18 protein-coding genes and 2 tRNA genes are annotated in these 22207 nt (G+C 67.0%); 14 read left to right on the forward strand and 6 right to left on the reverse strand.

The genetic code is table 11. From position 1 onward, the window contains the following. Positions 1 to 16 precede the first annotated feature (16 nt). The 12 genes from AC06FD_RS02670 (at position 17) to pnp (ending at position 14103) form a co-directional block, all read left to right on the forward strand. On the forward strand, positions 17 to 1525 hold the full coding sequence (locus AC06FD_RS02670; protein ID WP_478076918.1) for an NADH-quinone oxidoreductase subunit M: 1509 nt from the start codon (positions 17 to 19) through the stop codon (positions 1523 to 1525). A gap of 36 nt (positions 1526 to 1561) precedes the next feature. Then, the gene (nuoN, locus tag AC06FD_RS02675) at positions 1562 to 3022 is read left to right on the forward strand and encodes an NADH-quinone oxidoreductase subunit NuoN (RefSeq protein WP_259205511.1); all 1461 of its coding nucleotides are present in this window, start codon (positions 1562 to 1564) and stop codon (positions 3020 to 3022) included. A 121-nt stretch (positions 3023 to 3143) separates the two neighbouring features. After that, positions 3144 to 3220, forward strand: a tRNA-Met gene (locus tag AC06FD_RS02680). A 188-nt stretch (positions 3221 to 3408) separates the two neighbouring features. Further along, complete coding sequence (locus tag AC06FD_RS02685; RefSeq protein WP_478076919.1) at positions 3409 to 3777, forward strand: hypothetical protein; 369 nt, start codon at positions 3409 to 3411, stop codon at positions 3775 to 3777. Between the two features lie 133 nt (positions 3778 to 3910). Then, positions 3911 to 3987, forward strand: a tRNA-Met gene (locus AC06FD_RS02690). A gap of 1048 nt (positions 3988 to 5035) precedes the next feature. Beyond that, positions 5036 to 5626, forward strand: a complete 591-nt coding sequence (gene rimP / locus AC06FD_RS02695; RefSeq protein ID WP_259205485.1) for a ribosome maturation factor RimP — start codon at positions 5036 to 5038, stop codon at positions 5624 to 5626. Positions 5627 to 5630: 4 nt separating this feature from the next. Then, positions 5631 to 7142: a transcription termination factor NusA gene (nusA, locus tag AC06FD_RS02700; RefSeq protein WP_259205483.1), complete on the forward strand. Its 1512-nt coding sequence runs from the start codon at positions 5631 to 5633 to the stop codon at positions 7140 to 7142. Between the two features lie 95 nt (positions 7143 to 7237). Then, the gene (gene infB, locus AC06FD_RS02705; RefSeq protein WP_259205476.1) at positions 7238 to 9877 is read left to right on the forward strand and encodes a translation initiation factor IF-2; all 2640 of its coding nucleotides are present in this window, start codon (positions 7238 to 7240) and stop codon (positions 9875 to 9877) included. A gap of 78 nt (positions 9878 to 9955) precedes the next feature. Then, the gene (gene rbfA / locus AC06FD_RS02710; protein WP_259205468.1) at positions 9956 to 10378 is read left to right on the forward strand and encodes a 30S ribosome-binding factor RbfA; all 423 of its coding nucleotides are present in this window, start codon (positions 9956 to 9958) and stop codon (positions 10376 to 10378) included. A 119-nt stretch (positions 10379 to 10497) separates the two neighbouring features. Further along, the gene (gene truB / locus AC06FD_RS02715) at positions 10498 to 11409 is read left to right on the forward strand and encodes a tRNA pseudouridine(55) synthase TruB (RefSeq protein WP_478076920.1); all 912 of its coding nucleotides are present in this window, start codon (positions 10498 to 10500) and stop codon (positions 11407 to 11409) included. Positions 11410 to 11583: 174 nt separating this feature from the next. Next, positions 11584 to 11844 carry a 30S ribosomal protein S15 gene (gene rpsO / locus AC06FD_RS02720; RefSeq protein ID WP_038687260.1) on the forward strand — a complete coding sequence of 87 codons (261 nt, stop codon included), beginning with the start codon at positions 11584 to 11586 and terminating at the stop codon, positions 11842 to 11844. 150 nt (positions 11845 to 11994) lie between these two features. Further along, complete coding sequence (gene pnp / locus AC06FD_RS02725) at positions 11995 to 14103, forward strand: polyribonucleotide nucleotidyltransferase (protein ID WP_259205453.1); 2109 nt, start codon at positions 11995 to 11997, stop codon at positions 14101 to 14103. Between the two features lie 111 nt (positions 14104 to 14214). On the opposite strand, the gene AC06FD_RS02730 is transcribed toward pnp, so the two are convergent. Continuing rightward, complete coding sequence (locus tag AC06FD_RS02730) at positions 14215 to 15249, reverse strand: tetratricopeptide repeat protein (RefSeq protein WP_478076921.1); 1035 nt, start codon at positions 15247 to 15249, stop codon at positions 14215 to 14217. A 251-nt stretch (positions 15250 to 15500) separates the two neighbouring features. On the opposite strand from AC06FD_RS02730, the gene AC06FD_RS02735 reads away from it, so the two are divergent. Next, entirely contained in the window at positions 15501 to 16676 is a 1176-nt protein-coding gene (locus AC06FD_RS02735; RefSeq protein ID WP_478076922.1) for a glycoside hydrolase family 18 protein, read from the forward strand. Here AC06FD_RS02735 and AC06FD_RS02740 read toward each other — a convergent pair. Beyond that, positions 16673 to 17056, reverse strand: a complete 384-nt coding sequence (locus tag AC06FD_RS02740; protein ID WP_478077359.1) for a VOC family protein — start codon at positions 17054 to 17056, stop codon at positions 16673 to 16675. The genes AC06FD_RS02735 and AC06FD_RS02740 overlap by 4 nt on opposite strands. A 142-nt stretch (positions 17057 to 17198) precedes the next feature. On the opposite strand from AC06FD_RS02740, the gene AC06FD_RS02745 reads away from it, so the two are divergent. Further along, positions 17199 to 18770 carry a winged helix-turn-helix domain-containing protein gene (locus AC06FD_RS02745; protein ID WP_478076923.1) on the forward strand — a complete coding sequence of 524 codons (1572 nt, stop codon included), beginning with the start codon at positions 17199 to 17201 and terminating at the stop codon, positions 18768 to 18770. Here the strand turns inward: AC06FD_RS02745 and AC06FD_RS02750 are convergent. The 4 genes from AC06FD_RS02750 to AC06FD_RS02765 form a co-directional block, all read right to left on the reverse strand. Further along, the gene (locus tag AC06FD_RS02750; RefSeq protein WP_259205427.1) at positions 18739 to 19815 is read right to left on the reverse strand and encodes a serine hydrolase domain-containing protein; all 1077 of its coding nucleotides are present in this window, start codon (positions 19813 to 19815) and stop codon (positions 18739 to 18741) included. The genes AC06FD_RS02745 and AC06FD_RS02750 overlap by 32 nt on opposite strands. A gap of 85 nt (positions 19816 to 19900) precedes the next feature. Continuing rightward, positions 19901 to 21484 carry a PepSY-associated TM helix domain-containing protein gene (locus AC06FD_RS02755; protein WP_478076924.1) on the reverse strand — a complete coding sequence of 528 codons (1584 nt, stop codon included), beginning with the start codon at positions 21482 to 21484 and terminating at the stop codon, positions 19901 to 19903. A gap of 10 nt (positions 21485 to 21494) precedes the next feature. Further along, positions 21495 to 21758: a hypothetical protein gene (locus AC06FD_RS02760; protein ID WP_394162389.1), complete on the reverse strand. Its 264-nt coding sequence runs from the start codon at positions 21756 to 21758 to the stop codon at positions 21495 to 21497. Continuing rightward, on the reverse strand, positions 21758 to 22066 hold the full coding sequence (locus tag AC06FD_RS02765; RefSeq protein WP_259205417.1) for a hypothetical protein: 309 nt from the start codon (positions 22064 to 22066) through the stop codon (positions 21758 to 21760). The genes AC06FD_RS02760 and AC06FD_RS02765 overlap by 1 nt, the downstream gene beginning before the upstream one ends. Between the last annotated feature and the right edge of the window lie 141 nt (positions 22067 to 22207).

Below are 22207 nucleotides of genomic sequence, written 5' to 3' on the forward strand. Positions count from 1 at the left end.
TACGGAATAAGAAGACGTGTCGAACTGGCCTCTACTCAGTGTTCTCATCTGGCTGCCGATCCTCGGCGGTGCCTTGATCCTTGCCATCCGTGACGCCCAAACCGCCCGCTGGGCGTCACTGGGCGTAGCGGTGCTGACCTTCGTGGCCAGCCTGTCGCTGCTCAGCGGCTACGACGGGGGGAACGACGCGCTGCAGTTCGTCGAGACCCGCGCCTGGATCCCCGCCTACGACATCGGCTACAACCTGGGCGTGGATGGCATCGCGATCGCGCTGATCCTGCTGACCACGCTGGTCTCGGTGCTGGCCCTGATCGGTGCCTGGAGCGCGATCGACAAGCGCGTCAACCAGTACGTGGCCGCCTTCCTGATCCTGGAAGGCGTCACGGTCGGCATCTTCGCCGCGACGGACGCGATGCTGTTCTACGTGTTCTTCGAAGCGATGCTGATCCCGATGTTCCTGATCATCGGTGTCTGGGGCGGCCCGCGCCGCATCTACGCCGCGCTGAAGTTCTTCCTGTACACCTTCCTCGGCTCGGTGCTGATGCTGGTGGCCCTGATCTACCTGTACCTGAAGGGCGGCAGCTTCCAGCTGGCAGACCTGTACCAGCTGCAGCTGTCGGGCAAGGAACAGACCTGGATCTTCTTCGCGTTCCTGATCGCGTTTGCGGTCAAGGTGCCGATGTTCCCGGTCCACACCTGGCTGCCCGACGCGCACGTGGAAGCACCGACGGCCGGTTCGGTGATCCTGGCCGCGATCGCGCTGAAGATCGGTGGTTACGGTTTCCTGCGCTTCAACCTGCCGATCGTCCCGGACGCATCGCAGGAATGGGCCTGGCTGGTGATCACGCTGTCGCTGATCGCAGTGATCTACGTCGGCCTGGTCGCGCTGGTCCAGGACGACATGAAGAAGCTGATCGCCTATTCGTCGATCGCGCACATGGGCTTCGTGACCCTGGGCACCTTCATCGCCATGTGGCTGGTGCGTGACGCCGGCAGCCCGGACGCGGCCCGCCTGGGCCTGCAGGGCGCGATGGTGCAGATGGTCTCGCACGGTTTCGTCTCCGGTGCCATGTTCTCCTGCGTGGGCGTGCTGTACGACCGCATGCACAGCCGCCGCATCGCCGATTACGGCGGCGTGGTCAATGTGATGCCGTGGTTCGCCACCTTCGCCATGCTGTTCTTCATGGCCAATGCCGGCCTGCCGGGCACCAGCGGTTTCGTCGGTGAGTTCATGATCATCATGGCCAGCTTCCAGCGTCATCCGGCGCTCGCGCTGGGCGCGGCGAGCACCCTGGTGATCACGGCGGCCTATACGTTGTGGCTGTACAAGCGCGTGTTCTTCGGTGAGGTGGCCAATGCCCATGTCGCCGAGCTGAAGGACATCAACGGTCGCGAATGGCTGGTGCTGGGTGTATTTGCTGTGGGCACCCTTGCCCTGGGCCTGTACCCCAAGCCGCTGACCGACCTGATGGAGCCCTCGATCGCGAAGCTGGCGATGCAGATCGCATCCAGCAAGCTGCTGTAATCGGGCCGTCGAGAGTATTGATTCCAGGATTTGATGATGACCACCTCGCCGCTGTTGCCACTGACCGCCGCCGACCTGCCGCCGCTCGCACCCGAGCTGGTGCTGATCGGCAGCGCGTTCGCCCTGTTGATCCTCGATCTGTTCATCAGTGAGAAGAACAAGATCTGGACCCATCTGCTCTCGGTCGCCGCACTGGCCGGGGTGCTGTTCATGCTCGCCACGGGAGTGGGCGGGCAGGGCGATGTGTTCCACGGCATGTTCGTCCGCGATACCGCGGCGGATGTGATGAAGACCGTGATCGTGCTGTGCAGCGGCCTGACCCTGGTCTATGGCTGGAGCTACCTGCGCGAGCGCAAGCTGTACCAGGGCGAGATCCCGGTGCTTATCCTGTTCGGCACCGCCGGCATGATGATCCTGGTCTCGGCCGGCAGCCTGCTGATGGTGTACCTGGGCCTGGAACTGCTGGCGCTGTGCTCCTACGCGCTGGTGGCCAGCAACCGTGAGAACGGCCTGGCGTCCGAAGCGGCGATGAAGTACATCGTGCTGGGCTCGCTGGCCTCGGGCCTGCTGCTGTACGGCATGTCGCTGATCTACGGCGCCACCGGTTCGCTGCACCTGGACGTGATCCATGCGGCGATCCCGCATTCGGAAGAGAAGGTGCTGCTGCTGACCGGCGCGGTGTTCATGATTGCCGGCGTGGCCTTCAAGCTCGGCGCGGCGCCGTTCCACATGTGGCTGCCGGACGTGTACCAGGGTGCCCCGGCACCGATCGCATTGTTCATCAGCTCGGCGCCGAAGCTGGCCGCGTTCGGCATGGCCTACCGCCTGCTGGAAGTGGGCGTGGGCCCGCTGTCGGACGAGTGGAAGTATCTGATCGGCGGGCTGGCGGCCTTGTCGCTTGTGGTCGGCAACCTGATGGCGATCGCGCAGACCAACCTGAAGCGCATGCTGGCCTACTCGACGGTGTCGCACATCGGCTTCCTGCTGCTGGGCATCGCCGGCGGCGGCGAGCAAGGCTATGCGGCGGCGCTGTTCTACGCGCTGAGCTACGCGATCATGTCCACGGCCGGCTTCGGCGCGATCATCGCGCTGTCGCGCAACGGCTTTGAGGCGGAGAACATCGACGACCTCAAGGGCTTGAACGCTCGCAATCCGTGGATGGCTGGCCTGGTGCTGTGCATCATGGCGTCGATGGCCGGTATTCCGCCGTTCCTGGGCTTCTGGACCAAGCTGGCAGTGCTGGGCGCGGTGATCAACGGCGGCATGCTGTGGTTGGCGATCCTGGGCGTGCTGTGCGCGGTGGTGGGCTGCTTCTACTACCTGCGCGTGATCAAGGTGATGTACTTCGACGAGCCGGTGGGCGAGCCGCTGCCGGCCAACAACGATCGGGTGCTGGGCGTGGTGCTGGGCGTGAATGCCTTGGCGCTGCTGGCCCTGGGCCTGTCGTGGAACCCGATCATGGTGTGGTGCCAGCAGGCATTTGCACATATTTCATAAAAAACGATACAAACGTGCGCAACTCGTGTAATATTCATCTCCTGAGTTGTTGATGCAGCGGTTTCGCCAGAACATCGTTGCTTGGAAGTCCTTCGGGTCTTCCGCACTCATCCGCTTCTGCTGCGGGGTGGAGCAGTCTGGCAGCTCGTCGGGCTCATAACCCGAAGGTCGCAGGTTCAAATCCTGCCCCCGCTACCATATAGCTCCGGTGCAAGCCGGAGGCAGTGGACGAATCAAGCGATCCCGGCGACGGGGTCGCTTTTTTCGTTGTGTGCCCAGTGCAGGCGTAGATGCAGATGCAGATGCAGGTGCAGGTGCAGATGCAGATGCAGATGCAGATGCAGGTGCAGGTGCAGGTGCAGATGCAGATGCAGATGCAGGTGTAGGTGCAGGTGCAGGTGCAGGTGCAGGTGCAGGTGCCGACGCCCATGCCGCTGCCGACGCCGATGGCGATGGCGACGCCGATGCCGATGCCGATGCCGATGGCGATGGCGATCGCGATGGCGATGCCGATGCCGCTGCCGACGCCGCTGCCGATGCCGACGCCGACGCCGACGCCGACGCCGACGCCGATGCCGATGCCGGTGCCGATGCCGATGCCGATGCCGATGCCGGTGCCGGTGCCGATGCCGATGCCGATGCCGGTGCCGATGCCGGTGCCGATGCCGGTGCCGATGCCGATGCCGATGCCGATGCCGGTGCCGATGCCGATGCCGATGCCGACGCCGACGCCGACGCGGTCGAGGGCTGGGTAGAGCCGATCCATGATCGGCTGGCTTTTGCTTTGGCCTTGCCTCTGGCTTCGGATCCGCTCACACGGATCAATTCGGTCATGTTTCAACATGGGGTTGCGCGGGGGTGAAAACTCCCTTACAATTCCGCTTCTGCTGCGGGGTGGAGCAGTCTGGCAGCTCGTCGGGCTCATAACCCGAAGGTCGCAGGTTCAAATCCTGCCCCCGCTACCACAGAAAATCTGCAGTGCAGATGCAGTAGACGAAAAGGCGATCTCGGCGACGAGGTCGCTTTTTTCGTTGTGGGGGTTTGGTTTTTCATTGCGCAGAGCGCAGAGCGCAGAGCGCAGAGCGCAGAGCGAAGGCAGAAGCCTGTTCGCGTGCATGTGGGAGGGTGCTGGCATGGGCGGGACTGCGGGGCGCGCCGCAAGTACGTCCATGTAGGCTCGTTTTGCGCCATCCATGGCGCAAAATCGGCCCCGCAGTCCCACCCATGCCAGCACCTGCGTGGATGGTCGGTGGCCTGGGATGCGGGCTGCATCTGATCACGTTCCTGGGGCAGTCATTGCTTGGCGGTGGGTGGCTGGCTGAGGGGGATTGGGGGATTGGGGGATGGTTGGTTGATTGGTTGGATGGATGGTTGGTGGGGTGGGGCTGGTGTGCTGTCAGCCACCGCCCACGGCTGTTGACCTCAACGACTGACCGTTGATCTGTCCAGGTGGCGGGAGGGGTGGGAGGGCGGGACCGTTTTGCGCCATGGATGGCGCAAATCGAGCCCCCATGGATGGGTTCACGGCGTGTCCCGCCCTCCCGCCCCTCCCGTCACCCGCGACCAGGCCAGCCAAAGAGGCGCTCCCGCTCCGCGTCGGTGCGGGCTCTGGCTCTGGCTCTGGCTCTGGCTGCGGCTCCCGCTCCGCTTCCGCCACCCACCCCGCCTGTTCAGCTTTCGCAACAACCCACCCCAACCATTGCACCAGCGCGGTGCAACGGCTATCATCAGCGGCTTAGCGGACTGCCCATGCGTATCCTGTCAATGGATGTGAATGGGCCCGCAACCGGCTTCCAGGAACGGCAACCTGTACCCAGGCCGCCGTGACCCCCTCGGAAGACTGGGCTCGCAGGAACGCACGCCGCGTGTGTTCCCGCTACCGGAATCCAGCATGACCGGAGTTGTACCGGACAAGGGGCCCAGCGGGCCCTTTGTTGTTTCCGGGGCATGTCCAGTAGAGCCCGGCCAGCGCGACTGGCCAACCCGTATCTCTTTCAACGAACAAGGCAGACTGTGAGCGACAAGGCAACCGAAATCGCGAATCTGCTCGCCCCCACCGTTCAGTCGCTGGGTCTCGAGCTGCTGGGCGTGGAGTACCTGACTGCCCCAGGGGGTGCGACGCTGCGCCTTTACATCGACGTGCCGCTGGCCGAACAGCCCGAGCGTATCGTCAATATCGACGACTGCGAACGCGTCAGCCGCGAAGTGTCCGCACAGCTGGACGTCGAAGACCCGATCAGCGCCAATTACACGCTGGAAGTATCTTCCCCCGGCGTCGATCGGCCGCTGTTCACCGCCGAACAGTTCGAGCGCGCCATCGGCGAATCCGCCAAGGTCACGCTGAAGCTGCCGCAGGATGGTCGCCGTCGTCTGCAGGGCGAGATCCTCGCGGTCGATATCGAACAGGGCAACGTCACCTTCAAGGTCGACAACTCTCCGTTCACCGCCGATGTCGAGAATATCGACAAGGCACGCATCATGCCGGACTGGGCCGCCCTCGGCCTGGCTCCGACCAAACCGACTGGCCCGGCACCCAAGCAGGGTGGCAAGGCGAACAAGAAACCATCCAACGAGCCGGCGGCCAAGAAGCCGCGCGCGGAGTGAGCCAATGAGCAAGGAACTTTTGCTGGTAGTGGATGCGGTCGCCAATGAAAAGGGCGTTCCGCGTGAAGTGATCTTCGAGGCCATCGAGGCAGCACTGGCGTCGGCCGCGAAGAAGCGCTACCCCGATGAAGAAGTGCTGGCCCGTGTGTCGATCGACCACAAGGACGGCAACTACGAAACCTTCCGCCGCTGGGAAGTGGTGGCCGATGACGTGGTGATGGAATCGCCCGACCGCCAGATCCGTCTGATGGATGCCATCGACGAAGCCGAAGGCGTGGAAGTCGGCGACTACATCGAAGAACAGATCGAAAACCCGGACTTCGGCCGCATCGCCGCCCAGGCCGCCAAGCAGGTCATCGTCCAGCGCGTGCGCGAGGCCGAGCGCCAGCAGGTGGTCGACGCGTGGAAGGATCGCGTCGGCGAACTGGTCACCGGCGTGGTCAAGCGTGCCGAGCGCGGCAACATCTATGTCGACCTCGGCGGCAACGCCGAAGCCTTCATCCCGAAGGACAAGGGCATCCCGCGCGATGTCCTGCGCGCCGGCGACCGCGTCCGCGGTTACCTGGCCGAAGTCCGTTCGGAACCGCGTGGCCCGCAGCTGTTCATCAGCCGCGCCGCCCCGGAATTCATGATCGAACTGTTCAAGCTCGAAGTGCCGGAAGTCGGCCAGGGCCTGGTCGAGATCAAGGCCTGCGCACGTGATCCCGGCGACCGCGCCAAGATCGCCGTGCTGGCCCACGACGCGCGTACCGATCCGATCGGTGCCTGCATCGGTATGCGCGGTTCGCGCGTGCAGGCCGTGTCCAACGAGCTCAATGGCGAGCGCGTGGACATCGTGCTGTGGAACGAAAACCCCGCCAACTTCGTCATCAACGCCATGGCGCCTGCAGAAGTGCAGTCGATCATCGTCGACGAGGAAAAGCACTCCATGGACCTGGCCGTCGCTGAAGAGCGCCTGGCCCAGGCGATCGGCAAAGGCGGCCAGAATGTGCGCCTGGCCAGCCGCCTTACCGGTTGGCAGCTCAATGTGATGACCCAGGACCAGGTGACCGCCAAGTCCGAGGCAGAGCAGGGCGTGGCCCGCCAGCTGTTCATGGACAAGCTGGAAGTGGATGAAGAAATCGCTGCCATCCTGGTGACCGAAGGCTTCAACACCGTGGAAGAAATCGCCTACGTCCCGGTCGGCGAACTGCTGGCCGTGGAAGGCTTCGACGAAGACATCGTCGAAGAGCTGCGTGCCCGTGCCCGCGATGCGCTGCTCAACGAAGCGCTGGCGGTGGAAGAAGGTCTGGAAGACGGCTCGCCGTCGGAAGACCTGCTCGCCCTGGAAGGCATGGACGAGGCAACTGCCTACGCCCTGGCCGGTCATGGCGTGCGTACCAGTGAGGACCTGTCGGACCTGGCCGCCGACGAGATCCTCGAGTTCGGCATCGAGGACATGGACCAGGAGCGCGCCGCCGCCCTGATCCTTGCCGCCCGAGCCGAGGAGATCGCCCGCCTGGAGCGCGGCGAATGAGCCAGCGATGAACAGTGCCCTGACCCGCTCAGGGCTTAGACTCCGCGCTGCCTTCGCACGTTTCGAGGGAGCGCCAACCAGATCATAGGATCCGAATGTCGCAGCAAACCACCATCCGCAAGCTTGCCGAACTGGTCAATACGCCGGTCGATAAACTGCTCGTACAACTTGCCGAAGCCGGCATGAAGTTCAGCGGTCCCGACCAGGTCGTGACCAGTACCGAGAAGGTGAAGCTCCTGGGCTTCCTCCGTCGCTCGCACGGCAAGACCGAGCAGCCCGCCGAGAGCACCGACGAGGCCGCCAAGAAGATCACCCTCAACCGTCGCAAGTTGCAGGAAGTGACCGTCAGCGCCGGCCGCAGCAAGACCACCGTCAACGTGGAAGTGCGCCAGAAGCGTACCTACATGAAGGACGCCAGCGGCAAGCCGATGACCGCGGATGAGGAGCGCGCCGACATCCTGCGCAAGCTGGAGGAATCCCGCCAGCGCAATCTGGACGAGCAGCGCGCATTGGCCGAGAAGGACCGTGCGCGTGACGAGGAAATCGCACGCAAGCGCCAGGAAGAGGTAGACGCCAAGGAGCGTGCCGAAGCCGAGCGCAAGGCTGCCGAGGCCGCCGCCGAAGCCGCCCGCAATGCGCCGCCGGCCCCGGTCGCCGCCAAGCCGGCCGCTGCCGCAGACGCCCCGGCCCGTGCCGCGCGTCCGCCGGCGCCGTCGTCGGCCCGTCCGGCGCCGCGTTCGGATGACCGCAGCGCGAACAACAACAACAACCGTCCGGGCGCCAAGCGCGACGACGAGGGTGGCAACCGCTTCGCCGGTCAGCTGCACCTGTCGGCCGCCGATCGCGCCCGTCGCGGCAACAACAGCAACTCGCGCGGTCGTCCGACCGGACGCGTGCAGCACGGCAGCCGCCGTGACAGCAACCAGTCGCGCAGTGGCGGTGGTGCCCATGGCTTCGAACGTCCGGTCGCACCGATCGTGCGTGACGTCACCATCGGCGACACCATCACCGTCGCCGATCTGGCCCAGAAGCTGGCCGTCAAGGGCGGCGATGTGGTCAAGGCGCTGTTCAAGATGGGCGTCATGGCGACCATTACCCAGACCATCGACCACGACACCGCCGCGCTGGTGACCGAAGAACTCGGCCACAACGTGATCCGTGCCAACACCAACGACGCCGAAGACGCGCTGCTGGCGCTGGCCGGTGGCAACCAGGGCGAGCCGGTGGCACGTCCGCCGGTGGTCACCATCATGGGCCACGTCGACCACGGCAAGACCTCGCTGCTGGATTACATCCGCCGCACCAAGGTCGCCACGGGCGAAGCCGGTGGCATCACCCAGCACATCGGTGCGTACCACGTTGAAACGCCGAAGGGCGTGATCAGCTTCCTGGATACCCCGGGCCACGCGGCGTTTACGTCCATGCGTGCCCGCGGTGCCAAGCTGACCGACATCGTGGTGCTGGTGGTGGCAGCCGATGACGGCGTCATGCCGCAGACCAAGGAAGCCATCCAGCACGCCCGTTCGGCGGGTGTGCCGCTGATCGTGGCGATCAACAAGATCGACAAGTCCGGCGCCGATCCGATGCGGGTCAAGAACGAACTGCTCACCGAGCAGGTCGTGTCCGAAGACTTCGGTGGCGACACCCAGATGGTCGAGATCTCGGCCAAGGCTGGTCTGGGCATCGACGACCTGCTGGATGCGATTTCCATCCAGGCCGAACTGCTCGAACTGAAGGCCGTGGCCGACGGCCGCGCCAGCGGCGTGGTCATCGAATCCTCGCTGGACAAGGGCCGTGGCCCGATCGCCACCGTGCTGGTGCAGCAGGGTTCGCTGAAGAAGGGCGATTACCTGGTCTGCGGCATCCAGTACGGCCGCGTGCGCGCCCTGTTCGACGAAACCGGCAAGCAGCCCGACCAGGCTGGCCCGTCGATTCCGGTGCAGGTGCTGGGTCTGTCCGGCGTGCCGGATGCCGGCGATGACTTCGTGGTGGTGGAAGACGAGCGCCTGGCCAAGGACGTCGCGCAGCAGCGCGAAACCAAGCGCCGCGAATCGCGCCTGGTGCAGTCGGCCGGCAGCCGCATGGAAGACATCATGGCGACCCTGGGCAAGGGCGATGGCCAGCAGGTGCTGAACCTGGTGATCAAGGCCGACGTGCAGGGTTCGGTGCAGGCACTGAGCCAGGCCCTGGTCGCGCTGTCCAACGAAGACATCCGCATCAACGTGATCCACTCCGGCGTGGGCGGCATCACCGAGTCGGACGCCAATTCGGCGGTTGCCTCCAAGGCCACCGTGATCGGCTTCAACGTGCGTGCGGATGCCTCGGCCCGTCGCATCATTGAATCCAACGGCGTGGACCTGCGTTACTTCTCGATCATCTATGACGTGATCGACCAGGTGAAGCAGGTGGCGTCCGGTCTGCTCGGCGTGGAAATCCGCGAAGAGATCATCGGTATCGCGCAGGTTCGCGACGTGTTCCGCAGCTCGAAGTTCGGTGCGGTCGCTGGCTGCATGATCATCGAAGGTACGGTCAAGCGCAGCAAGCCGATCCGCGTCCTGCGCGACAGCGTGGTGGTGTTCGAAGGCGAGCTGGAATCGCTGCGTCGCTTCAAGGAGAACGTCGAGGAGGTCCGCAACGGTACCGAATGCGGTATCGGCGTGAAGGCCTACAACGACGTCAAGCCGGGCGACCAGATCGAGTGCTTCGAGCGTATCGAAGTGCCGCGCACGCTGTAATGTTCCAGGCCGGACCGCCCCGCGCGGTCCGGCTCTTTCCGCTTATCCGCATCACCTTTCAAGACGAGTCTGCCTACCGTGCCAAAGACCTTCCATCGAACCGACCGTGTTTCCGCCCAGATCCGCCGTGAACTGGGAACGCTCGTGCACAACGCGGTGCGTGAACACGGCTTGCCTTCGGTGAGCGTCTCCGACGTGGAAATCACCCGTGACATGGCCCATGCCAAGATCTTCGTCACGGCACTGATGCCCGAGCGTTCGGTGGAAGCCATGAAGGGCCTGAAGGAACTGGCCTGGGGCCTGCGCATGGAACTGGCGCGGGCGATGAAGCTGCGCCACGTGCCCGAGTTGCACTTCCACTACGATGATTCGGTGGACCGCGGCGAGCGCATCGACAACATCCTGCGCGACCTGCCCGATACGGTGGCGGCCGAGAAAAGCCGCCAGGCCGACGAGGGCGGGGACGGCGACGCGGACGAGAGCGAAAAGAACGCCGATTGATGGACCAACAGCCCGCAAGGGCTGTTGTCTTATGGGGCGATGCCCGGGTCCACAAGCGACCGCATCGCCGAACGCCGGGAACGCCGGCAGCGCCACATGGCGCCGATCGAAATCATGGCATGGCATCCCGAATCAATTTCCGTCGCCTGGACGGCATCCTGCTGCTCGACAAGCCGACCGGCATGAGCTCCAACGCCGCGCTGCAGATCGCCCGGCGGCTTTACCGCGCCGAGAAGGGCGGCCATACCGGCAGCCTGGACCCCCTCGCCACCGGCCTGCTGCCCCTGTGCTTCGGCGAGGCGACCAAGATCGCCGGGCTGCTGCTGGGCTCGGCCAAGGCATATGACGCCGAGGTGGTGCTGGGGCAGACCACCGACACCGACGATTCGGACGGCACGGTGCTGCGCGAGCGCCCGGTCCCGGCCATCAGCGCGGCCGAGCTGGAGGCGGCGTTGGCGCCGTTGAAGGGGCGCATCCTGCAGCGCGCACCGATCTACTCCGCGCTGAAGCAGGGCGGCGAACCGCTGTATGTGAAGGCCCGACGCGGGGACGTCATCGAGGCGCCCGAGCGCGAGGTGCACGTGCATGCCATCGAGGTGCTGGACCAGCAGCCGGGTCGCCTGAGCCTGCGCGTGACCTGCGGTTCAGGCACGTACATCCGCAGCCTGGCCCGCGACCTGGGCGAGACCCTGGGGTGCGGTGCGCATATCGCCGGGCTGCGCCGGTTGTGGGTGGACCCGTTCCGCGACGCCCCGATGGTGACCCTGGACACTCTGCGCGCCCTGGCCGACCAGGGTGACGAGGCCGGCATGGAGGCCCTGCTGCTGCCGCTGGGCGCGGGCCTGGCGGACTATCCGCGGGTCACCCTGGATGATGAACAGGCACGCCGCTTCTGCGTGGGCCAGCGCCTGCGCAATGCTGACTGGGCGCAGGGCGTGGTCGCGGTCTATGGTCCGGACGGGGCCATCCAGGGGCTGGGGCAGGTTGACGAGACCGGCCTGCTGGCCCCGCAACGCCGCTTCAACTTCTGACCGCGCCTCCGCTGTCCGGGGCATCGGTCCTTGTCCCGGACGGCCGCTACCGTTACAATTTCGCGGCCTTTTCAGGCTCCCCGCGTTCTGCGGGTTCATCCTTTCGTTCACGGCGAGTCGCGCGGTACGTCAATGGGACGTTTCTGCGGGCCACGCATCCAAGAGAAAATAGAAATGTCGATCGACACCCAGAAGGTCATTGAAGACAACAAGCGCAGCGCGGCTGACACCGGCTCCCCGGAAGTCCAGGTCGCCCTGCTGACCGCCCGCATCGAACTGCTGACCGGCCACTTCAAGACCCACAAGAAGGATCACCACAGCCGCCGCGGTCTGCTGCAGATGGTCAACCGCCGCCGCAGCCTGCTCGACTACCTGAAGAAGAAAGACGCTCCGCGTTACAAGGCCCTGATCGAAAAGCTCGGCCTGCGTCGCTAAGCACGAACCCCCACCGCGGCGCAGGAATGCGCCGCGGTTTTGTTTTGGTCGTACCGCATCAAACGCCTGGGCCGGACAACCGGTCACCCGTCGGCGGCAAGGGTCGCCCGCGGTCCATTCGAAGAAAGCATCATCCCAAGGACATCCCCCGTGGCAAAAATCACCAAAACCTTCCAGTACGGCAAGCACACCGTCACGCTTGAAACCGGCGAAATCGCCCGTCAGGCCGGTGGCGCCGTCATCGTCAAGTTCGACGACACCGTGCTGCTGGTCTCCGCCGTGGCTGCCAAGAGCGCGCGTGAGGGCCAGGACTTCTTCCCCCTGACCTGTGACTACCAGGAGAAGTTCTACGCCGGTGGCCGTATCCCGGGTGGCTTCTTCAAGCGCGAAGGCCGCGCGACCGAAAAAGAGACGCTGATTTCGCGCCTGATCGATCGCCCGATCCGTCCGCTGTTCCCGGAAGACTACAAGAACGAAGTGCAGATCATCGCCACGGTGATGTCGCTGAACCCGGATATCGATGGTGACATCGCTGCCCTGATCGGTGCCTCGGCCGCGCTGTCGCTGGCCGGTACCCCGTTCAAGGGTCCGATCGCCGCCGCCAAGGTGGGTTACAAGAACGGTGAGTACATCCTCAACCCGACCGTGACCGAACTGAAGGATTCGGAGCTGGAACTGGTCGTGGCCGGTACCGCCAACGCCGTGCTGATGGTGGAATCCGAAGCCGCGCTGCTGTCCGAAGACGTGATGCTGGGCGCCGTGACCTTCGGTCACCGCGAAATGCAGAAGGTCATCAACGCGATCAACGAGCTGACCGTGGAAGCCGGCACCAAGCCGTCCACCTGGGAAGCCCCGGCCAAGAACGAAGCGCTGATCAGCGCCCTGCAGGAAGCCATCGGCCCGCGCCTGGGCGAAGCCTTCCAGGTGCGCGACAAGCTGCAGCGCCGTGACGCCATCTCGGCGATCAAGAAGGACGTGGTCGAGTCGCTGGCTGGCCGCGTGGCCGCCGAAGGCTGGAACCCGGCCGAGCTGTCGAAGGAATTCGGCGAGCTGGAATACAGCACCATGCGCAACTCGGTGCTGGACACCAAGGTCCGCATCGACGGCCGTGCGCTGGACACCGTCCGCCCGATCGCCGTGAAGACCGGCATCCTGCCGCGTACCCACGGTTCCTCGCTGTTCACCCGCGGTGAAACGCAGGCCATCGTGACCATCACCCTGGGCACCGCCCGCGATGGTCAGGTGATCGACGCCGTGTCCGGTGAGTACAAGGACAACTTCCTGTTCCATTACAACTTCCCGCCCTACTCGGTGGGCGAGACCGGCCGCATGATGGGCCCGAAGCGTCGCGAAATCGGCCACGGCCGCCTCGCCAAGCGCGGCGTGCTGGCAGTGATGCCGTCGCTGGAAGCCTTCCCGTACACCATCCGCGTGGTCTCGGAAATCACCGAATCCAACGGCTCCTCGTCGATGGCCTCGGTCTGCGGTTCGTCGCTGGCCCTGATGGACGCCGGCGTACCGGTCAAGTCGCCGGTGGCGGGTATCGCCATGGGCCTGGTCAAGGAAGGCGAGCGCTTCGTCGTCCTGTCCGACATCCTGGGTGACGAAGATCACCTGGGCGACATGGACTTCAAGGTCGCCGGTACCGCTGAGGGCATCTCCGCCCTGCAGATGGACATCAAGATCGAAGGCATCACCGAAGAGATCATGAAGCAGGCACTGCAGCAGGCCAAGGCTGGCCGTCTGCACATCCTGGGTGAAATGGCCCACGGCCTGACCGCCCCGCGCGAAGAGCTGTCGGACTACGCGCCGCGCCTGCTGACCATCAAGATCCACCCGGACAAGATCCGCGAAGTGATCGGCAAGGGTGGTTCCACCATCCAGGCCATCACCAAGGAAACCGGCACCCAGATCGACATCCAGGATGACGGCACCATCGTCATCGCCTCGGTCAACGCCATCGCCGCGCAGGCGGCCAAGGCCCGCATCGAGCAGATCACCTCGGACGTCGAGCCGGGCCGCATCTACGAAGGCAAGGTCGCCAAGATCATGGACTTCGGTGCGTTCGTCACGATCCTGCCGGGCAAGGACGGTCTGGTCCACGTCTCGCAGATCTCCAGCGAGCGCGTCGAGAAGGTCGGCGACAAGCTGAAGGAAGGCGACGTGGTCAAGGTCAAGGTGCTGGAAGTGGACAAGCAGGGCCGTATCCGCCTGTCCATGAAGGCCGTCGAAGAAGGCGAAGGCGCTGTTGCCGAGTAATCGGCGCACGCTGATCATCCGGTAGCTGGGGGCCCTGGGCCCTCACGCTTTCGAATAAAAAAGCGGGCTTCGGCCCGCTTTTTTTGTGCGTGGTTGCCGGCGCCTGGCCTGCTATGCGCCGGCGTCGTCCGCGCCTGCGTCCTCGTCCTCGTCCTCGTCCTGGCCGTCGGTAACGTCGCGCCACCACACCGTGCCGTCTTCCGGCGCGGTTTCCTCACAGGCCGGGCACTCGATCGCATCCACGCCGCGCCCCGGCCCGGCGGCAACCCAGTCGGCGAGCAGTCGCTCCACCGCGGCCTTGCCCTGTGCACCGATGCCGAGCGTGCGTTCGATCTGCCAATCATCGTTGCTGGCTGCATCGTCCTCGTGCGCACTGTCGCCATCCCCGTGCACGTGGCCAACGCCGTAGCTGCAACGCAGGCACAGCGGGACGATCGAGGCGGTCCAGTCCTCCACGTAACCGATGCCAGGCAGGTCTGCCGCCTGCAGCGTATCGAGGTCGTCGGCCGACGGGCAGCGGATGAACGCCACGAACGTGCGGTGATCCGAGCGCTCGAGGATCTGCAGCGCGTTGAACACCGGCACCACGCCGTCATCGAGCGCGCGCTCGCCGGTCTTGGCCCCATCGTGCAGCACGATGTCGAACAGGCGATGGCCGGATTCGGGCAGTGGGACGTTCAACAGGCGTGCACGCACCACATCGATGCGGCGGGCGAACACCGTCTCGCCGTCGCCCCACGGGTTGAGCCGGACGCCGATCATCCCGAAGTCGCGTTCCACCGGGCCATCGCCCTCGGGAAGGGTAATGCCGCAGTGCGCCCACTGCCGGCGCGCCTCGGCCCAGTCGCCGAGCGCGGTGGCGGCGATGCCGGCGTTCCAGGCCGCGCCCTCATCCAGCTGCGGCTGCAGCGCCTGCGCGTGCAGGTTGTGCTGCAGCGAGGCCGGCCAATCGCGCAGGTACTTGTGCGCCAGGCCGCGCATGTAATGCAGGTAGCCGACGTGCGGGGCGTGCCCGGCCAGCTCGCCGAACAGCGCGCTGGCCTGCTGCAGCTGGCCCTGGTCGAAGGCGGCGTACGCGCGCGCTTCGAGGGCCGCGAGGGCGTCGCTGTCCGGGGCGATGTCGTGTGTGTGATGCGGATCGGTCATGTGCGCTGGGCAGGAAGAACTGCGCTTACCTTACCGCGTTGCAGGCGCCGTCAGCGGCGTCGCAAGCGGACATCGCCAGACACGACGCATGACTCGGGATGGCGTCCCTGGACGCGGCGATGTCGCCTGCGGGAGGGGCGGGGGTGTCCGCTGGACGGAACGGCAGGACAGGGTGCCCAAAGGCGCGCGCGACGGTCGTCGCGCATCGATCCAGCTGCTAACGTGGCCTTGTCGTTGAACGAGGAGAGGCCATGTTCCGTCCTGTCGTGACCGTGCTTGCCGTGTTGATGGCCGGCCTCATGCCGCGGGTCGCGGCCGCCGCCGAACCGTTGCCCAGGGTGATCGGCGCCTACTACCCGGGTGGCTCGGCCGAGCGCTACCCGGTGGCCAGCATCCCCGCCGACACCCTGACCCACCTGTTCTACGCGTTCGCCACGATCGACGACGGGCGCTGCGTCGTGGATGCGCAGGCCGCCGGGCACTTCCAGGCACTGGCTGCGCTCAAGCGCACGCACCCGCGCCTGCACACGCTGATCTCGATCGGCGGCTGGAATGCCGGCGGCTTCTCCGATGCCGCGCTCACCGCCGAGCGTCGCCAACGCTTCGTGGCCTCCTGCGTGACGCTGTTCTTCGAGCAGCACCGCGGCAGTTTCGATGGCGTGGACATCGACTGGGAATTCCCGGTGTACGGCGGCCCGACCGGGATCACCGACCGCCCGCAGGACCGCCGCAACATGACCCTGCTGGTGCAGGAGTTCCGCCGTCAGTTGGACGTGGTCGGCAAGGCGCGCCACGCCCACCTGCTGCTGACCGCCGCGCTTCCGGCCGGCCGCGTGCAGACCGATGGCCCCTACGATCCGGCGCGCAGCTATGCGCTGGAGGAACTGGGCCGCACGCTCGATTTCATCAACCTGATGAGCTACGACATGGGCACCGGCTTCTCCAGCGTGTCCACCTTCAACGCGCCGCTGCGCGAGGTGCCTGCCGATCCGCTGGACCCCGCGCAGCGGCGCTGGAACAACGTCGCCGGCGCGGTGCAGTACTACCGGCAGCACGGCGTGCCAGCCGACAAGCTGGTGCTCGGCGTGCCGTTCTACGGGCGCGGTTTCCGTGTCACCACCGACGCGGCCGATGGCCTGTACCAACCCTACGGCGCTCCGTTCGATGCCGGCGACTGGCGACGCATCCGCAGCGACTTCCTCGACCAGCCCGGCTGGCAGCGGCATTGGCACCCGGTGGCGCAGGCGCCGTGGCTGTACAACGCGGCCGAGCGGATTTTCATCAGCTATGAAGACCCCGCCTCGATTGGCGTGCGCGCCGAGTTTGCCAAGGCGTCCGCGCTGCGGGGCGTGTTCACCTGGGAGCTCACCGGCGACGATGCCGAGGGCAGTCTGCTGCGCGCGATGGCCAGGCCGTTCCAGCCTTAATCCAGGTAGTGCGAGACCTCGATCAGGTTGGCGTCGGGGTCGCGGAAGTACACCGACAGGATCGGGCCGGTAGCGCCCGTGCGCTGCACCGGGCCGTCCTCGATCGCCACGCCCTGCGCGCGCAGGTGGGCCAGGATCTCCTCCATGGTCGCGTAGGTGACCAGGCACAGGTCCGCCGACCCCGGCGTGGGATTCAGCGCCTTCGGCTCGAATTCCCGCCCCGCAGCATGCAGGTTGATCTTCTGCAGGCCGAATCGCAGCGCGGTGCGCCCGGCACCGAAGGTCTCCACCTGCATGCCCAGCACCCGCTGGTAGAAATCAGCCGTGGCGTCGATGTCGGCGACAGTGAGAACCAGGTGGTCGAGGCGGTCGATGTGCAGGTCGGTCATGGTCGTGCGCAGTGCAAGGGAAACCAGTACGTTACGCCCGCCGCCGCCAGCGCGCGGTGAGCGATGGCACGCTGCCTGTCGGGACACCCACGGCACCTGTGTGGCGGGTCGGCGGTGCCCTATGCTTGGCCGCATGGAAACCGTGCGCCTGCTGGACCTGGACATCGACCGCACCGCGCAGGAGGTGCGGCGTGGCGATGCGCTGTTGCCGGTCAGCGGCCTCAGTTGGCGGCTGCTCGATTGCCTGCTGGCCCACGGCACCGACGTGGCGACCTTCGATACCCTCGCCGAGCAGGTCTGGGCCCCGGCGGTGGTCGGCGAAGACGCCATCAGCCAACGGGTGAAGCTGCTCCGCCAGGCGCTCGGCGATGACAGCCGCCAGCCGCGCTACGTCCGCTCGGTGCGTGGCCGCGGCTACCAGTTGTGCGCGCCGTTGCAGCCGGTCGCGCGCGTCGTAGCGGGCCATCCGGGCCCGCGCAGGCGCTGGTGGGCCGCCGGCGCGGCCGCCAGTGCCGCCGTCGCGGCCGTGGTCACGGCGGTCATGGCCTGGCCCAGCGCCGGCCCGCGCTCGCCGGCGGAGCCGCTGCTGCAGCGTGCCGACCACTACGCCGGGATCGGCCAGGCCAGCAACAACACGCGCGCCATCGCGCTGTATCGGCAAGCCCTGCAGATCGACCCGGACCTGCCCGCCGCGCGACGCGGGCTGGCGCGTGCGCTCGCGGCCGATACCTGCCTGTTCAATGGCCCCGCCGAGCAGGCGCAGCAGGCATTGCTCGAAGCGGACCGGGTACTGCGTGCCGCACCCGACGATGCGGCCGCATTCGCCGCGCGGGGGTACGCCCATGACTGCCTCGGATCGATGCCGCGCGCGATGGCCGATTACCAGCACGCAGTCGCGTTGGACCCGGACGATGAGCGCACGCGCGCCTCGTTGGCGTACCTGCAGCAGGAACAGGGCCAGCTGGTGCAGGCGCTGCAGGCCAACCTGGCGTTGCGCGCCCCCGAGCGCGTGCGCTTCCGTGAGGTGCAGGTCGCGCGTGAACTGGAACTGCTCGGTTTCACCGACGCTGCGGCACATCGCCACGAACGCAGCTTCCAGTTGTTTCCCGACAATGTGTTCGCCAACATCGCCTGGCCGCGCAGCCTGCTCCTCAGGGGCGAGGCGGGCAGGGCAGACGAGGCGCTGCAGCAGGCGCTGGCCCGCGGCACCCCGCACCCGCAGTTGTACCGCCTGCAGGGCGAGCTGCGGTTGCTGCAGGGGGATGTGGCGGGGGCGGCGCAGGCGTTCGAACGAAGCCGGCAACTGCGTCCGCAGCAGACGCTGGGGCAGACCCTTGCGGGCCTGTATGGCAACGCGCCGGCGACCCCCGACTGGGTGGCCGGGCGGCTGGCGGCGCTGCAGGGCGAGGCCGGCGATGGCTGGGCGGACGCCGCCATCGAGCGCGCCCTGTTGCACCAGGCCCAGGGCGATGCCGATGCGGCCGTGGACGACCTGCAGCGCGCCGTGGACGCCGGTTTCCGCGACGCCGCCTGGTTGCGGGCAACGCCCTTGTTCACTGCGCTGCACGCTGCGCCGGGGTGGACGCCGCTGTTGGCCCGCATCGAGACCGACGTGGCCGCGCAGCGGGCGCGGGTGCTGGCCGCCGCCTGGCGGCCAGACGATCTCGACGGGCTCAGTGCAGGGCCGGCAACAGGAACTCGGTGAGGATCCGCCGCGACTGCGGATGGGCGTAGTTGCGGTTGTACGCACGGCTGGTGACCACGGCCACCAGCTTCCGCGCCGGGATCACGAACACGTAGTTGCCGCCATTGCCGGACATCGCCCACACCGTGGTTTCGCGACCGTCCACCGGCAGCTTCAGGCCCCACCACTGGTACCCGTAGTCGCTGCCATCCCCGGCGCGGGCCTGCGCGCTGACCATCGCCGCCACGTAGCCGGGCGGAAGCAGTGCCTTGCCCTGCCAGCGGCCGTCGGCCAACACCAGCTCACCCAGGCGCGCCAGGTCGCGGCTGCGGTAGCGCGTGCCGCCACCGCCCATGCCGATGCCTTCCGGGGAGCGGTTCCAATGACTGGCGCGGATCCCCAGCGGGCGCTCCAGCGCCTGTGCGGCGTAGTCGGCCAGGGGCATCCTGGTGGCGCGCTCCAGCACCGCGCCGAGCACGAACGCATTGGCGGTGCAGTAGGCATGGGCGCGGCCATGCGGGCTGTCCTGCGGGCGCGTCATCCACGGCGCGAATCCCTTCACCGGCAGCGCCAGGGCGAAGTCCAGCCAGCGTTCGGTGACGTACATGCGCTCTTCGTTGCCGGCCGAGAACGCATTCTCGTCATCGCACTCCCACAGGCTGCTCATGGTGAGCAGGTCCTCGAGGGTGGTGGCGCGCAGGCGCGGGTCGACCGGGTGGGTGGCGGTGAACGCGGGGAAGTAGTCGTAGACGCGGGCCTTCACCCCGGGCAGGTGGCCATCGCCGATGGCCGCGCCCACCAGCATCGCGGTGACGCTTTTACTGGCCGAGCGCACGTCATGCAGGGTTTCGGGGCCGGCGCCGTTGAAGTAGTGCTCGTAGGCGACCTGTCCGTCCACCATCAGCAGCACGCTGGTGACGTCCTGGATGTCCTTGCCGGCGATCGCCGCCTCCAGCGCGGCTAGTCGGGCCGGGTCGGGCGTGGCGGGGGCTGCCCGGCCGGGCAGCGGCAGGCAGGCGGCCAATGACAGGATCAGGGCGGCGCAGCGGTGGGGACGGGTGTGCATGGTCAGGCTCCTCGAGGTGGAACCCGACTAGGCCATGGGCACGGCTGAAGTGCTGGAAGAACGCCTGAAGGTTTCTGAAGCCCTGTCAGGACAAGGCATTGCCGGGGCGCGGACGCGACCACACGCTGTTCGGCTCGCCATGCAGTGCGCGCCGGCTGCTGGCCCGTGCCATCGCCGCGAACCCGATCGCCATCGCCAGGGCGACCCCATCCACCCAGAACAGCGGCCAGTAGCCGCGCTGCGCGCTGGTCCACAGCCATAGCCCGCTCATCCCCCCATGCACCAGCGGGATCAGCGCGGTGACGATCGCCGCCGCCCACAGCAGCTCGCGTGCAGCCTGCCACGGCGCACGCAGCGCGGCCCACAGGGCGCAGCCGCCCCAGACCAGGAAACAGGTCCAGCGCATGCCGGCGTCGGCTTGGGCCGGGGCGAGGTGCTCCAGCAACTGCACGCTGACGAAGGCCGCCGACACCGCCACGCACAGGCCGATGCAGACCCCCACGGTAGCCCGCGCCATGTTGACCTGCGCGCGTCCCTGCTCCTGCTGGCGACGCTTGCGCCGCGACTCGATCCACAGCAGGTTGCCCGAGTAGAACAGGAACGCGCCGCCCAGCCCCAGCGCGAAGTACAGCCAGGGCACCAGCCCGTTGCCGTACTCGCCGAAATGCAGTGCATAGGCCGCGGCGAGGGTGGCGTGGTTGGCATCGCGCCGGCCCGGCAGCTGGGTGTGCAGCACCTGCCCGGTATTGGCATCCATGGCCACCGCACCCAGCGGCCCCAGCGAGACGCCGCCATCGCCGGTGATCTCGATCACGGCATTGGCATCGCCGGCATTGGCCAGTTTCAGGTAGGCCGGCTCGAAACGCGCCTGGCCCTGGTCGTTGGCCACCGCGATCGCCCGCGCATGCAGCATCGCCAGGCTGCCTGGGCGCACCGGTTGGCCGGCGGCGGCGCGGATCGGGGCGGTGTCCATCGCCGCAGGCAGTGCGGCCAGCAGCTTGCCGTCGTAGATCAGCGGATTGAGCGCGGCCATCTGCAGGAACACCAGGCACAGCAGCGCGCCGGTCACCGCGAACAACAGGTGGAAGGGCAGGCTCAGCACGCCGATCACGTTGTGCGCGTCCTGCCACATCTGCTTGAGGTTGCGGCCGGGCCGCAGCGCGAACAGGTCGCCCAGCAGCTTGGGCAGGTGGATCACCAGCCCGGACAGCAGCGCCAGTCCGTACAGCAGGCTGACCACGCCCATCAGGTAGATCCCGGCCACCGGCAGGCCCAGGGTGTAATGCAGTTCGTTGACCAGTTCGGCCAACCCGGCCTGGGGCGCGGTGGGGCTGCCGTCGTACTGGTCGGCCCAGGCGAACAGCCAGGTGCCCCTGGCGTCCTGCCAGTACGCCACCGATTGCGGCGTTTCGGCGCCGGGGAAGGTCATGCCGATGTGCCTGCGGGCCTCCGGGTGCCGTTCCAGCACGCCGTCCAGCAGCCGCTGCGCATCCTCCAGGGTCTGTGCCGGCCGCTCCATCGCGTGCGGCGATTGCCACAGCGGCAGGTCGTGGTGGAAGACGGTGATCGCACCGGCATAGAACGCCACGAACAACGCGAAGCCGGCGACCAGGCCGACCCAGGTGTGCAGGGTGGTGAACGTACGCAGGGTGAGTGAACTGAACTTCATCGGGACACCCTCACAGCACCCAGTGGTTGGCGCGCAACAGCCACAGCAGCGCGAAGCCGGCCAGCGCACTGCCGCCCAGCCAGGTCCAGGCGCGCAGCCCGGTACGGAAGGCGAAGGCCCAGAGCGCGGCCAGCATCCACGCCGGGATGAAGGCGATCAGGCTCGGCACGATCGCCGACTGCCATGGCCCCGGCGGCAGCCAGGCGAGCAGCCCGGTGACCGCCGCGGCGAGGAAGAAACCGGCCAGCAGGCCGGCCAATGCACGTGCCCACATCAGCGCCGCGCCTCGCGTTCGGGGCGCGTCCAGGCGGCCAGGTAGGGCAGCACCAGCGCGGTCAGCATCCACCCGGCGAGGGTCACGCACAGCCCGGTGGCCAGGCCGAGCTGGCCCATCCACAGCCATAGCGAGGTTGCCGCCGCGACCAGCCCGATCTGCCGGCCCAGGCGCCCGGCACGGCGCAGCCGCGGCCAGCGGCAATGGGGCGAGGCGGCATAGAAGGCCAGCGCCGAGAACGCCGACGCGGCGCCGGCGACGCCGCAGTACAGCAGGGCCAGGGTCGCGCCGTTCAGCACGGGGCGCACATCGAACGCAGGGCGGAAACCATCGCAGGTCCTTGGGAGAAAGCACCGCCGGGCGTCGCACGGCGTGCTGCGCATGGTAATCATTGCGGTTTTGGTCTGCCACACGGCCCCGTTCAGATGCAGGCCGGGCGTGCCGATGGC

The organism is Stenotrophomonas sp. Steno-Z1 (genome assembly GCF_056393175.1).

Coding starts and splice junctions, on each gene's coding strand:
- nuoN (WP_259205511.1), top strand. CDS start 1,562: ATGACCACCTCGCCGCTGTTGCCACTGACCGCCGCCGACCTGCCGCCG.
- nusA (WP_259205483.1), top strand. CDS start 5,631: ATGAGCAAGGAACTTTTGCTGGTAGTGGATGCGGTCGCCAATGAAAAG.
- infB (WP_259205476.1), top strand. CDS start 7,238: ATGTCGCAGCAAACCACCATCCGCAAGCTTGCCGAACTGGTCAATACG.
- truB (WP_478076920.1), top strand. CDS start 10,498: ATGGCATCCCGAATCAATTTCCGTCGCCTGGACGGCATCCTGCTGCTC.
- rpsO (WP_038687260.1), top strand. CDS start 11,584: ATGTCGATCGACACCCAGAAGGTCATTGAAGACAACAAGCGCAGCGCG.
- AC06FD_RS02730 (WP_478076921.1), bottom strand. CDS start 15,249: ATGACCGATCCGCATCACACACACGACATCGCCCCGGACAGCGACGCC.
- AC06FD_RS02735 (WP_478076922.1), top strand. CDS start 15,501: ATGTTCCGTCCTGTCGTGACCGTGCTTGCCGTGTTGATGGCCGGCCTC.
- AC06FD_RS02745 (WP_478076923.1), top strand. CDS start 17,199: ATGGAAACCGTGCGCCTGCTGGACCTGGACATCGACCGCACCGCGCAG.
- AC06FD_RS02750 (WP_259205427.1), bottom strand. CDS start 19,815: ATGCACACCCGTCCCCACCGCTGCGCCGCCCTGATCCTGTCATTGGCC.
- AC06FD_RS02755 (WP_478076924.1), bottom strand. CDS start 21,484: ATGAAGTTCAGTTCACTCACCCTGCGTACGTTCACCACCCTGCACACC.
- AC06FD_RS02760 (WP_394162389.1), bottom strand. CDS start 21,758: ATGTGGGCACGTGCATTGGCCGGCCTGCTGGCCGGTTTCTTCCTCGCC.